We start from the raw sequence: 14724 nt of genomic DNA, 5'->3' as shown, positions 1-14724 counted from the left end.
ACAAGGGTTTGAGGGCTGTCTGAAAAGTTGGGTATTGACAAGTCGAAGGCTGAAATGGTACTTTTGTTTTATGCAGACGCAAATGAACCTTGAAAACCAAATACAGCAAAGCTTCTGGAACGGGCGGCCGCAATTAACCAAACTCCCTATCAGGGATTGAAACGTATCTATCCATCAAATCGGAGATTATCACTTGAGCCGCAATTAACCAAACTCCCTATCAGGGATTGAAACGTGTCGGGGCGGGGTGATTGTCCTAAAGTGCGATCGGGCCGCAATTAACCAAACTCCCTATCAGGGATTGAAACTTTTGATAGGTGTTGATGTCGGGGTTGATAGCTGCCGCAATTAACCAAACTCCCTATCAGGGATTGAAACTCAAAGATTGACGCCAGCGGAACCCTAACCCCAGCCGCAATTAACCAAACTCCCTATCAGGGATTGAAACTGGCAAGAGCCGATAGATCCAACCGACCCGACGCCGCAATTAACCAAACTCCCTATCAGGGATTGAAACTGCCAAATTTGCCATTTTTATCAAATAAAATGGCCGCAATTAACCAAACTCCCTATCAGGGATTGAAACTAGTGCATAAGCTCGTGCAATCACTTCTGAACTGCCGCAATTAACCAAACTCCCTATCAGGGATTGAAACTAGCAACTTCAGACAATTCAGGGTTTTCAATTGGCCGCAATTAACCAAACTCCCTATCAGGGATTGAAACCCTGCCTGACCATAGTACGCGCTGGCTAAAGCTCAAAGGCCGCAATTAACCAAACTCCCTATCAGGGATTGAAACGTAGAAATGAGTTACCCATTGCTCTCCCCATCGTCTGCCGCAATTAACCAAACTCCCTATCAGGGATTGAAACACTGACAGCAAAGATTACACCCCATCATCGAAAGCCGCAATTAACCAAACTCCCTATCAGGGATTGAAACGAATACCCCCCCAATATCCAATTTTTCCTCCCAGCCGCAATTAACCAAACTCCCTATCAGGGATTGAAACAAGCAAACGATGAAGCGGCACAAGGGGCAATGAGGCCGCAATTAACCAAACTCCCTATCAGGGATTGAAACACAGGAGTGAAGCCGAAAGCCCTAAACAGTAAAGCCGCAATTAACCAAACTCCCTATCAGGGATTGAAACTCTACACTAGACACCGTTTCCAAGCTCCTCAAAGCCGCAATTAACCAAACTCCCTATCAGGGATTGAAACATAGAAGGTGGCGGCAACTACAGAGTTTGACTCTGCCGCAATTAACCAAACTCCCTATCAGGGATTGAAACACTGCGGCAAAATCGGGGCGGTTATAACCGACTAGGCCGCAATTAACCAAACTCCCTATCAGGGATTGAAACTTCGACCTCTGCGTTTATTTCCCCTAGCTTAAAGCCGCAATTAACCAAACTCCCTATCAGGGATTGAAACGGCTGAATCATTTGCCCGACATCTTTCCAAAGCCGCAATTAACCAAACTCCCTATCAGGGATTGAAACTTTAAGGTGGTTTGCGTTAGCTGTACACTATCCCAGGCCGCAATTAACCAAACTCCCTATCAGGGATTGAAACAAGGTCAAGTTCGCTACCAAACAGCGAGAGAGAGCCGCAATTAACCAAACTCCCTATCAGGGATTGAAACTACTACCTCGGCAACCTTATTACATGATTGGAAGCCGCAATTAACCAAACTCCCTATCAGGGATTGAAACGGAATGTTTGTGTCCCAGTCAGCCGAAGTTGAAAGGCCGCAATTAACCAAACTCCCTATCAGGGATTGAAACGCCCTCCTCAATAGGCAGGTCGTTATCATCGGCTAAGCCGCAATTAACCAAACTCCCTATCAGGGATTGAAACGGACAAGTCGGTGGGCTCCCCAAAAAGAAAGTGTGGCCGCAATTAACCAAACTCCCTATCAGGGATTGAAACAATGGCAGCGATACTTTCAGCCATTGCCGAGTTTGAGCCGCAATTAACCAAACTCCCTATCAGGGATTGAAACTACTTGGTCTAAAAGCTCATCGGGCTCGGCCGTCCAGTCGCCGCAATTAACCAAACTCCCTATCAGGGATTGAAACTCGGCTGCGTTGGCATTCTAGACGCAGCCTCCAGCCGCAATTAACCAAACTCCCTATCAGGGATTGAAACTCAAAACTAAAACGAGAAACGGGAGGAGGAGAAGGCCGCAATTAACCAAACTCCCTATCAGGGATTGAAACACCGTACTTAGGTTGTTGGCGTACCAAAAATCACCGCCGCAATTAACCAAACTCCCTATCAGGGATTGAAACACTTTACTTGGCTCGTGCAATCCTTACGGGTGCAAAGGCCGCAATTAACCAAACTCCCTATCAGGGATTGAAACCGATGTGTCAGTTTGCTAGGTCAAGTAAGCATCGCCGCAATTAACCAAACTCCCTATCAGGGATTGAAACCACTTTGTTGACTGATGATCAATGACCTACCCTAGCCGCAATTAACCAAACTCCCTATCAGGGATTGAAACGGAGTTCAGCAAGTGCGATCGGGCGTTCCCATTTTTCCGGCGCCGCAATTAACCAAACTCCCTATCAGGGATTGAAACGTTGCGACCGTGCCGAAGGAAAAAATTTCAGCCGGCCGCAATTAACCAAACTCCCTATCAGGGATTGAAACTCCTGGCTTGATTACTGAGTTTGAATCTGCGATCCAAGGCCGCAATTAACCAAACTCCCTATCAGGGATTGAAACCACATCTCTTTAACATATAATCCAGTCACGACCCCTGCCGCAATTAACCAAACTCCCTATCAGGGATTGAAACCTGGGTCAAAGAATCAACAGATTCAGAGAGGGAAGGGCCGCAATTAACCAAACTCCCTATCAGGGATTGAAACCTCCTTCCAGTAAAATCCTGGAGGAATGATGAAAGCCGCAATTAACCAAACTCCCTATCAGGGATTGAAACATTCCCAAAGGCAACTCGCACCACGGTATATTCTGCGCCGCAATTAACCAAACTCCCTATCAGGGATTGAAACCTGGCAATTACCTCGGCTCTCCCTTTTGTCATTGCCGCAATTAACCAAACTCCCTATCAGGGATTGAAACACATTTTGCGAGTGTAAAAACCCAGGTAAAAGACAAGGCCGCAATTAACCAAACTCCCTATCAGGGATTGAAACGCAGCGTCGATGCTGCTGGTCGGATGCAGATTCAAGCCGCAATTAACCAAACTCCCTATCAGGGATTGAAACTGTAGGGGGTGGGGGTGGTGGGGCGGCAGTGCCTAGAGCCGCAATTAACCAAACTCCCTATCAGGGATTGAAACTGCCACTGAACTAGCATTGAGAACTGGCTATACAAGCCGCAATTAACCAAACTCCCTATCAGGGATTGAAACAAAGCGAGTCGGTCGCAATACCCAAGAAATGATGGCCGCAATTAACCAAACTCCCTATCAGGGATTGAAACACCCCACAACAGCCGTAGCAGTGCGTAATCACGCTTGCCGCAATTAACCAAACTCCCTATCAGGGATTGAAACGTAAGCCCGAACAGACAAAGCTAGGTCTTCAATGCCGCAATTAACCAAACTCCCTATCAGGGATTGAAACTTTGATTTTCGTCGCCCCACGTTTCGATCATCTTTCCTGCCGCAATTAACCAAACTCCCTATCAGGGATTGAAACTTCCCAATATTACTAATACGCTTAACACTTCGAGCCGCAATTAACCAAACTCCCTATCAGGGATTGAAACTTACACTCTCTCATCTATTCTTCAAATATTTAACAATGCCGCAATTAACCAAACTCCCTATCAGGGATTGAAACGGGGCTTAGTAACTTTAATTGATTAATTGTAAGATGCCGCAATTAACCAAACTCCCTATCAGGGATTGAAACCATCTCAGGAAATATTTCCGGGAAAGGAGCTTGCGCCGCAATTAACCAAACTCCCTATCAGGGATTGAAACAGTCTCGAAACAATGGCGACTTTGGCTCGGCAACGCCGCAATTAACCAAACTCCCTATCAGGGATTGAAACTTGAGTAAACGCACCTGAGAATCGCTGAAAGTAGCCGCAATTAACCAAACTCCCTATCAGGGATTGAAACCATTCCCAAAGGGCTTCCAGGCGTTATTGGTTCCCGGCCGCAATTAACCAAACTCCCTATCAGGGATTGAAACATTGGTACCACAAAGATACTCTCTAACATCTACCTTAAGCCGCAATTAACCAAACTCCCTATCAGGGATTGAAACTTTTGGCGGCCCTTACACTTCCTACGACCGCAACAAAGCCGCAATTAACCAAACTCCCTATCAGGGATTGAAACAATATTTCTAGATATATTTTTTGCCCTTCGATAAGGCCGCAATTAACCAAACTCCCTATCAGGGATTGAAACAACAACCCCTTAATTGATTCACCTGCGGGTACTGCCGCAATTAACCAAACTCCCTATCAGGGATTGAAACCAGGCTTTGGTTCACATACATTTCGCCCATAAGGCCGCAATTAACCAAACTCCCTATCAGGGATTGAAACCTGCCTTCAATATTGATCGAGCCGTTCGCGGCTTGGCCGCAATTAACCAAACTCCCTATCAGGGATTGAAACAATTATTCTCGGCTTTGGGGAACACAGCTTGCGCGGGCCGGTGGCCGCAATTAACCAAACTCCCTATCAGGGATTGAAACTTTTAATAATCGAAGATTTTTAAATACTCGCTTTGAGAAGCCGCAATTAACCAAACTCCCTATCAGGGATTGAAACTCATACTGCTCTCGCGTAATTCCCCAAGAAAAAAGCCGCAATTAACCAAACTCCCTATCAGGGATTGAAACAAAACCTTGACTATGTAGGGCTTGCTGAATAATCGATCGCTTTCTGGCGATCGGGAGTGCTCGATATATTTAAGCCGAGTTAAATATGAGTTTTTCCTGCCTCATTCTGAGTAAAGCATAACCCCAGATTATGTGCAGCCCAAAAACAGGCATTGTTTTCCCCGAACGGCATAAAAACACACAAAAAACCCGGCGCCACCAGGTAGAAAGGTTCATGACTAAAAAAGTAATCGCAATGACTGTTTCAGAAGTATTATCAAGTTTTGCCATCACTCTATTCAGACCGAATCTTCGTTTACCTTGTCCGAACTTTCCCTCAATCGCATTGCGAATTCTCTCATCTTCCAACGCTTGCTTCTTTTTTTCTTTGCTGATATTGGTTGGAGGCCTTCCTAAAGGCGGTCCACTGATTCTAATGCCTTTGTCTTTGCACCAAGCTCGGTTCTCTCTTGTACGATAAATGCGATCGGCATGAACTGACTCTGGATAATATCCTGTAAAGTTACGATAAGCTTCTACTTGTGCTTTTAAGTCCCCTGATTCGTTAAAATTATCCCAGCTTATCCGGTCTAAAAATACATATCCTTCAAAACAACTCGCTGAGAGTTTTGCTCCAAATTCTACCTTTTTCCCTGCTTTTCCTCGGACAATGGGACGAATATGGGGTTGACTTAAACTTACTATTCTATCGTCTATGCTCTGTTTCTTATTTTCCAATAGCCAGAGCTGTTGCCGATAGACTTCTGTGAGGACTAGCAAGGTTTTATATTGCTTTTTATTCAATTTTTCTAGGGTCGCACCTGACTTGATTAGCTGTTCAATATGAGCTAAGTTTCTTTTGATATATTGGAGTTGTTTTTTAAGTGCCTGTCTTCTTTGGTTACGGGTTGGTCGTCTTTGTTTTGCTACTGCTAAGTAGTCTTTTCTAGCTAGATTACGATAGGTTCTTGGTTTTTTATTGCTTTTCCCTTTAATCTGTTTATACAGGATGTCTATAATTTTTTCGGTATGAACTCTGGCTCCATTTAATAGTCCTAAGTCGGTTGGATAACTAATGTCGGCTGGGGCACAGGTCGCATCTACGATCAACTTTCCGCGATTGGGTGACTCATTTTTGGCGTCCGAATCCTTTTTTTTTTCAGTTTTAACTGGGATGATGGAACGCATTTTTTCGACCATGCGTTCATTCACTTTATTAATTAAGTTCGGACTAATTCGTTGCCGAAAGTGAACTAATAGTGATGGATCAAATGGTAGTTCATTACTGTATGTTGATTGACCGATAAAGTATTGCAAATAGGGGTTTTCCCGAATTTGTTCGACGGTTTCCCGATCGCTAATTCCGAGTTTTTCTTTGATGATTAATGCCCCCAACGCCATCCGAAAGGATTTGGCTGGTGCACCCATTTCTGTGGGGAAGTTTTTAGCATATTCTGCTTCAAATTCTGACCACGGGATTACTTGGGTCATTTTGACCCAACGGTTATCTGGTGACAAGCTGCCTCCGAAGGGCAGTTCAAACTCGGATGGGGGTTGTGGGGCCAGCTCAACTTTTCGGTACACGAGCGCAGGTGGTGATGCACGGGTTTTGACCTATTTTACCTGTTTATCTTGCACTTTACTCTCGATCGCGCGAGCGAAACCTTTCGCCACGCAATATGCGATCGATTATTCAGCAAGCCCTATGTATATGTTTACGTCGCCCTGCCGCAATTAACCAAACTCCCTATCAGGGATTGAAACTTATTCCAATACCAGTCCCCGGTGTAGCCCGTAGGCCGCAATTAACCAAACTCCCTATCAGGGATTGAAACGATCGGACTTGGCATAACCGATGATGTTCGGCGTCACGCCGCGCCGCAATTAACCAAACTCCCTATCAGGGATTGAAACAGCGATAGATTTTCCGCGATGGTTTCCGAGTGCAAAGCCGCAATTAACCAAACTCCCTATCAGGGATTGAAACTTAGCAATGACAAAACCGCAACATTACCCCGTAACTCTTACGGATGCGCCGCAATTAACCAAACTCCCTATCAGGGATTGAAACAACTTATGGATGCTTTTTGGCAAAATCGGCGAGAGCCGCAATTAACCAAACTCCCTATCAGGGATTGAAACTGGTCCGTTTATTAGTCCTCCCATTTCAAAGTAGTAGAGCCGCAATTAACCAAACTCCCTATCAGGGATTGAAACTCCAGTTCTTCAACGAGCCTCATTGCTAGCATTGGAGCCGCAATTAACCAAACTCCCTATCAGGGATTGAAACTCAGCAATACAAAGGGACAACACCAGCGGTAGCGCCAGCCGCAATTAACCAAACTCCCTATCAGGGATTGAAACAATTTATTTAGAGAATTGCGTGATATTATTGGTTTGCGCCGCAATTAACCAAACTCCCTATCAGGGATTGAAACTTAGTAATTGGCTGCAAACTTCTCCCCAAACCTGCAGCCGCAATTAACCAAACTCCCTATCAGGGATTGAAACACAAGCCTCGAAAAGTGCGGTAGCTAAATCTCGGGCCGCAATTAACCAAACTCCCTATCAGGGATTGAAACGTAAGTTGCATCACTACAATGCGTCGCGAGTAAGCCGCAATTAACCAAACTCCCTATCAGGGATTGAAACGCCATAAACATCTACAGCTCTCCACCCTAAAATTTGAGCCGCAATTAACCAAACTCCCTATCAGGGATTGAAACTTTCAATTTAGCGGCCAAACTACTGTCGATCGTAGGCCGCAATTAACCAAACTCCCTATCAGGGATTGAAACATCAAGAGCACTAATAATTCCTTTCCAATGTTTAGGCCGCAATTAACCAAACTCCCTATCAGGGATTGAAACACGATTAGGTGAGAGGAAGCGATCGCCCTTCGCTGCCGCAATTAACCAAACTCCCTATCAGGGATTGAAACGCTGACTTACGCCTGTTAATTCGCTCAAAGCCTTGCCGCAATTAACCAAACTCCCTATCAGGGATTGAAACAAAAATACTTCTATCATTCAACTGATTGAACAGGAGCCGCAATTAACCAAACTCCCTATCAGGGATTGAAACAGGTATAGACACGTCTACCGTGAGTCGGTGTGAAGCCGCAATTAACCAAACTCCCTATCAGGGATTGAAACGCAGGCGATTTGAGCGATCGCGATTTTGTGATTAAAGCCGCAATTAACCAAACTCCCTATCAGGGATTGAAACTCAAGAAGCGATCGCAAATCCGACACCTCAGCGGCCGCAATTAACCAAACTCCCTATCAGGGATTGAAACCCTTGAGTGAATCCCAGCTTTTGAATGGCTCCCCTGAGCCGCAATTAACCAAACTCCCTATCAGGGATTGAAACATCGCACGGTATGCCTTTTGCTCCTGCTGGGTCGCGCCGCAATTAACCAAACTCCCTATCAGGGATTGAAACTAAACTTTTGGGATTGATTTTCACGCTTTTATGGCCGCAATTAACCAAACTCCCTATCAGGGATTGAAACGCCTTAGCTGCGAATGCCAATAGAGCCGTATTGCCGCAATTAACCAAACTCCCTATCAGGGATTGAAACTAAGCGAGTTGCTACCAAAAAAGCAAATGTGCCATAATGCCGCAATTAACCAAACTCCCTATCAGGGATTGAAACCAACGCCTTTTAGGGTTGAAGAATAAGGCAGCCTTGCCGCAATTAACCAAACTCCCTATCAGGGATTGAAACCCGGTTCCGCTTCCGGTGCATCTGCGATCGCTTCCGCCGCAATTAACCAAACTCCCTATCAGGGATTGAAACGATGGGCTGTTCTAGCAGCCCTTACAGCATCTTGCCGCAATTAACCAAACTCCCTATCAGGGATTGAAACCTACTGGATCAACTTCAATACCAGCACCTACGCGCCGCAATTAACCAAACTCCCTATCAGGGATTGAAACAGCACTAATTCCATCCTGACAACCGCCTGACGAGCGCCGGCCGCAATTAACCAAACTCCCTATCAGGGATTGAAACAAGGGGAACAATGGACAATCAGCAGCCCGCCGTAAAGCCGCAATTAACCAAACTCCCTATCAGGGATTGAAACGAGAAAATAATGATGAATATGCTGCAAAATCGCTTGCCGCAATTAACCAAACTCCCTATCAGGGATTGAAACGCCGATTCTGTACTCGATTCGATCGTTGAAAGGCGCCGCAATTAACCAAACTCCCTATCAGGGATTGAAACCTCGCCCAAAATTACATTAAAGATGTCGCTGGTTGCCGCAATTAACCAAACTCCCTATCAGGGATTGAAACCCGGACACCCTTCTTAACTTCAATCGCAATCCGGCCGCAATTAACCAAACTCCCTATCAGGGATTGAAACCCAGCAATTCTCCCTGAGTCACTTCGGCAATTAATTGCCGCAATTAACCAAACTCCCTATCAGGGATTGAAACTCCATCATTCCTCCTCATCTACTAACTCAGTCAAGCCGCAATTAACCAAACTCCCTATCAGGGATTGAAACACCAGCTAACATCGCCGTGAAAAAATCATCTGCCATGCCGCAATTAACCAAACTCCCTATCAGGGATTGAAACAACTACAAGATGCAATCAAATTTGAAACATTCAAAGCCGCAATTAACCAAACTCCCTATCAGGGATTGAAACGCGGCGGTTGACGCAGGTTCCCAAACCCAAATCGCCGCAATTAACCAAACTCCCTATCAGGGATTGAAACCACCTATCCGATCGGCTGACGGTCAGCTTATGTCTCAGCCGCAATTAACCAAACTCCCTATCAGGGATTGAAACAACCTTATCGTTTGCAGCTCCCCCGGTGCATTTTTCAGCCGCAATTAACCAAACTCCCTATCAGGGATTGAAACTTCAGGTTTACCGGGAGACATGACACAGGCCGCGCCGCAATTAACCAAACTCCCTATCAGGGATTGAAACTACTCAAAGGACAATAAAGCAGATGAAGCCAGCGAAGCCGCAATTAACCAAACTCCCTATCAGGGATTGAAACACCTTACAGGAGTAACTTACGTTGCTCCAACAGGGGGAGGCCGCAATTAACCAAACTCCCTATCAGGGATTGAAACGCAGCGAGCAGAGGGCCCGCACCAGCAACAGCACTGCCGCAATTAACCAAACTCCCTATCAGGGATTGAAACTTGAATTGCAAGAATTAATCATCTCTCAGTGTCTTGAGCCGCAATTAACCAAACTCCCTATCAGGGATTGAAACCAATGAACTTATCCTTGTTTGCACTATCTTCTAAGAAGCCGCAATTAACCAAACTCCCTATCAGGGATTGAAACTGCTGGCGGTATGAGCCAGAAATGCGGAGATAAGCCGCAATTAACCAAACTCCCTATCAGGGATTGAAACGGGGCGCTTTAAATTCTAGCGGCACGTTGTTTCTTGAAGCCGCAATTAACCAAACTCCCTATCAGGGATTGAAACAGAAGATGCTATCTCTTTATCAATGGGATATCGCCGCAATTAACCAAACTCCCTATCAGGGATTGAAACAAAAGGGTAGCGGAGGATTGGCGCTTACTGGAGCCGCAATTAACCAAACTCCCTATCAGGGATTGAAACGGCAATGCCACACTCGAACCAACGGGGATTTAGGCCGCAATTAACCAAACTCCCTATCAGGGATTGAAACTTCAGGCCGATCGCCTACATAAAGGATTTGCTCAAAGCCGCAATTAACCAAACTCCCTATCAGGGATTGAAACAGTTGCATTGAAGCTACTTGCTCGCCTAGATTTGAAGCCGCAATTAACCAAACTCCCTATCAGGGATTGAAACGTTATAATAGCTGTATAGATAATCGACAATTAAGCCGCAATTAACCAAACTCCCTATCAGGGATTGAAACTGCTACCTTTACCAGGTACGCTACCAGCGCTAGGCCGCAATTAACCAAACTCCCTATCAGGGATTGAAACTTTACAATTGCCTGCGGTATTCTAAACCTGACAGGGCCGCAATTAACCAAACTCCCTATCAGGGATTGAAACAGAAACCGATGGCGTAAAACTTGAACAGTCAGCGCCGCAATTAACCAAACTCCCTATCAGGGATTGAAACAAAAAAGTCTGATAAGCAACCTTCTTTTAATGCGAGCCGCAATTAACCAAACTCCCTATCAGGGATTGAAACTTTTACTTTCAATATTGGCGCAGGAGCGTTTGAGCCGCAATTAACCAAACTCCCTATCAGGGATTGAAACATCCAAATATAGTCAGACTTGGCTCGGCACTTGCGGGCCGCAATTAACCAAACTCCCTATCAGGGATTGAAACACGCGCAAAGTAACAAAAACTATACGATCGTCGATCGCTGCCGCAATTAACCAAACTCCCTATCAGGGATTGAAACAAAACTGGCGCTTTGCGAGATAGTTTTACCTATGCCGCAATTAACCAAACTCCCTATCAGGGATTGAAACACAAAATCGAGTTAACCCGATTCTCAGGATAACAGCCGCAATTAACCAAACTCCCTATCAGGGATTGAAACTGGAAACTCCCCAATGGTGGAGAAAAGCCGTGGGATGCCGCAATTAACCAAACTCCCTATCAGGGATTGAAACGACAAGGTGGAGATATGTTTCTATCTTCCAGTTTGCCGCAATTAACCAAACTCCCTATCAGGGATTGAAACACGGGGTCAATCGCCGCGCATCCTCCCTGGTTGCCGCAATTAACCAAACTCCCTATCAGGGATTGAAACCTTCCCTAATGTAGTCATCAACAATCCATTCAAAGCCGCAATTAACCAAACTCCCTATCAGGGATTGAAACTAGCATCAATGTCGCCGAAGATATTCGAGGCCCAAAAACGCCGCAATTAACCAAACTCCCTATCAGGGATTGAAACCCTTCGGATGATTTTCCTAAACCTCGACCTTTCGAGCCGCAATTAACCAAACTCCCTATCAGGGATTGAAACGATATTGATGATGATGTTGTTGTCTTCGGACATTTCGCCGCAATTAACCTAAATCCCTATCAGGGATTGAAACTTTCGGAAGTATTCACCAGAGGAGGAGACAGGAGGAAAGAGGGTATTCTTCTCCTGACTCCTGACTCCTGACTCCTTCTTCGCCGGAATCAACCTAAATCCCTATTAGGGATTGAAACGTACCGGAGCAAGCCGTTTGCTACTGCTGAGGAATTAGACACGAAAAACCGCTAAAATCGAGGCCCAGCAAGAGTGAAATGCCTTCCCCGGCAGAGCCTGGGAACGAGAATTTTATCCGCGTTCTCTGCGGTTTAAAATTCCAAATATTAAGAAAAACTACAATTTGTGTTTGCGTCACTCAAAATACGCTAGCGTCAAAAGTATAGAATCATACCAAAATCTGAAGTTGCTCGAAAATGCAATAAAAATTAACCTAGAAAAAGTCTAGAAAATGGTAGAGAACTGATTGCACCAAGAGCAATGGAAAACAAGTTTTCGGTTGGAGGGAATATGAACGAAAAAGTCCTTGGGGCCACGCGAAACGTTGCAATTGTTGGCCATTATTTAAGCGGGAAAACCGCACTGCTCGAAAGTTTGCTGTCGGTGACAGGGACAATTACCCGCAAAGGAAATGTCAAAGATGGCAACACAATAGGTGATAGTTCGCCGGAAGCACGCGATCGCCAAATGAGCGTAGAAGTAAACGCCGCTACCGCTGAATATCAAGGCGTCCGCTTCACATTTCTCGACTGTCCGGGTTCGGTAGAATTTGCCCAAGAAACTTACAATGCACTCATCGGTGTGGATGCGGCGATAATAGTTTGCGAACCCGTTGCCGATCGCACTTTAACCCTCGCACCCCTGTTTAAATTCCTCGACGATTGGGAAATTCCCCACCTAGTTTTCATCAACAAGATCGATCGGGCTTACACAGACGAAACCACTTGCGGCACCAACTTCACCGAGGTGATCGACGCGCTCAAATCCGTTTCCAGTAGACCGATCGTACCTCACCAATATCCGATCGGCAAAAACGAACAAATCATCGGTTTTATCGACCTAGTAACCGAACAAGCTTACCACTACCATCCGGGCGCCGCCGCAGATCCCGTCCCGCTTCCAGAACACCTCAAAGCAGAAGAAAGCGCAGCGCGGCAGCAAATGCTCGAAGAATTGGCCAATTATGACGACCATTTACTCGAAGAATTGCTCGAAGAAATCAATCCCGACGCCGAAGAAATTACCCGCGATTTAAAGATGGAATTAGGCGCAGATTTAATTGTGCCAGTATTCATCGGCATCGCCGAACAAGATTTCGGCGTGCGGCCTCTGCTGGAAGCTTTGCTGAGGGAAGCGCCGACACCGGAAACAACAGCCGATCGGCGCAGCATTATACAAAGTGAAAACAAAGTTCTAGCTCAAATCCTCAAAACTTATTACACACCGCAAGGAGGCAAACTATCGTTAGTGAGAATGTGGCGGGGGACGCTGGCAGACGGAGCAAATTTGAACGGCGTTCGAGTTAACGGTTTGTACCGCTTGACCGGCCAGCAAACGCAAAGTTTGCAATCCGTCAGCGCGGGAGAAATTGTGGCGGTGGGAAGGCTAGAAGGCTTGAGAACAGGCGATACGCTGGCGATTGACCGATCGGAAGAATTGCCAAAAGCCGAAATCATCCCCCCTGTCTACGCACGGGCGATCGTCCCAGAAAAGCGCAACGATGAAGTTAAGCTGAGCTCCGCTTTAGCTAAATTGCTAGAAGAAGACCCATCTTTAGTCTGGGAACAGCACGGCGACACTCACGAAATTATACTTTGGGGTCAAGGCGAAATCCACCTGAAAGTAGCTTTAGACAGGTTGCGCCGCAAGTATAACTTGCCGATGACAACTCACTTACCGCAAGTGCCGTACAAAGAAACCATCCGCAAACCTGCATCTTCCATCCACGGGCGCTACAAACACCAAAGCGGCGGGCACGGACAGTTTGGCGACGTGTACCTCGACATTACACCGCAGCCTCGCGGAGAAGGTTTCACCTTTACCGACAAAATAGTCGGCGGCGTCGTCCCAAAACAGTACATCCCCGGCGTGGAAGTGGGTGTGCGCGAGTATTTGGATCGCGGCCCCCTGGGTTTCCCGGTGGTAGACGTAGCGGTGACGCTGACGAACGGTTCCTACCATACCGTTGACAGTTCCGAACAAGCTTTCAAGCAAGCAGCGCGTTTGGCGATGCAGGAGGGAATGGCCAAGTGCGAACCGGCATTGCTGGAGCCGATCGCCAAAGTTGAAATTTGCGCTCCGAACGAGTGTACATCAAAGGTGTTGCAGTTGGTCAGCGGACACCGCGGCCAAATTCTCGGCTACGAAGGTAAAAAAGACTGGAAGGGATGGGATGCAGTTTCTGCTTATTTGCCGATCGCAGAAATGCAGAATTTGATCGTAGAATTGCGATCGCAGACAATGGGAGTAGGATTTTTTAATTGGGAGTTCGATCGACTGCAAGAAGTGCCGGAACCTTTAGCTAAGCGGGTTTTGCAAACTAACGGAAATGGCAACGGAAACGGTAAAAATTAAGCCGTAGGGGCGGGTTCACCAACCATTTCTGGAATCATTAAAAGGATAAATAAACCCGCCCCCCCCCACGGTAAATCTGAATGTACATTGCGATTGTTTGTTGGGTGGGGGCGGGTTTTCGAGATTGTTTGTTTCAGGCTATTATGGTTGGTGGAACCCGCCCCTACGGGATTGTGTCGCTTGATTCAAATTACAATTTGAATGTAAATTTGATTGGTAAGGGCGGGTTCACCAAAAATATATAAAGATGACCAACTATATATAAAAACCCGCCCGGCCCCACGGTAAATCTGAATGTACATTGCGATTGTTTGTTGGGTGGGGGCGGGTTTTCGAGATTGTTTGTTTCAGGCT

At 46.1% G+C, this 14724-nt stretch carries 2 protein-coding genes and 2 CRISPR repeat arrays; of the genes, one reads left to right on the top strand and one right to left on the bottom strand.

The features are described 5' to 3' along the window. Window positions 1–126: 126 nt before the first annotated feature. A CRISPR array of direct repeats spans window positions 127–4839; the repeat unit is 37 nt; unit sequence GCCGCAATTAACCAAACTCCCTATCAGGGATTGAAAC. Window positions 4840–4908: 69 nt separating this feature from the next. Further along, window positions 4909–6402, bottom strand: a complete 1494-nt coding sequence (locus QT992_RS23390; RefSeq protein ID WP_333321339.1) for an IS5 family transposase — start codon at window positions 6400–6402, stop codon at window positions 4909–4911. A 143-nt stretch (window positions 6403–6545) separates the two neighbouring features. Next, a CRISPR array of direct repeats spans window positions 6546–11975; the repeat unit is 37 nt; unit sequence GCCGCAATTAACCAAACTCCCTATCAGGGATTGAAAC. 331 nt (window positions 11976–12306) lie between these two features. Here QT992_RS23390 and QT992_RS23385 point away from each other — a divergent pair. After that, window positions 12307–14370: an elongation factor G gene (locus QT992_RS23385; protein WP_333338715.1), complete on the top strand. Its 2064-nt coding sequence runs from the start codon at window positions 12307–12309 to the stop codon at window positions 14368–14370. Window positions 14371–14724 lie beyond the last annotated feature (354 nt).

The organism is Microcoleus sp. T3_D1, assembly GCF_036700405.1.
In the GTDB taxonomy this organism is placed as follows: domain Bacteria; phylum Cyanobacteriota; class Cyanobacteriia; order Cyanobacteriales; family Microcoleaceae; genus Microcoleus.
This window is presented reverse-complemented; position numbering and strand designations above follow the sequence as displayed.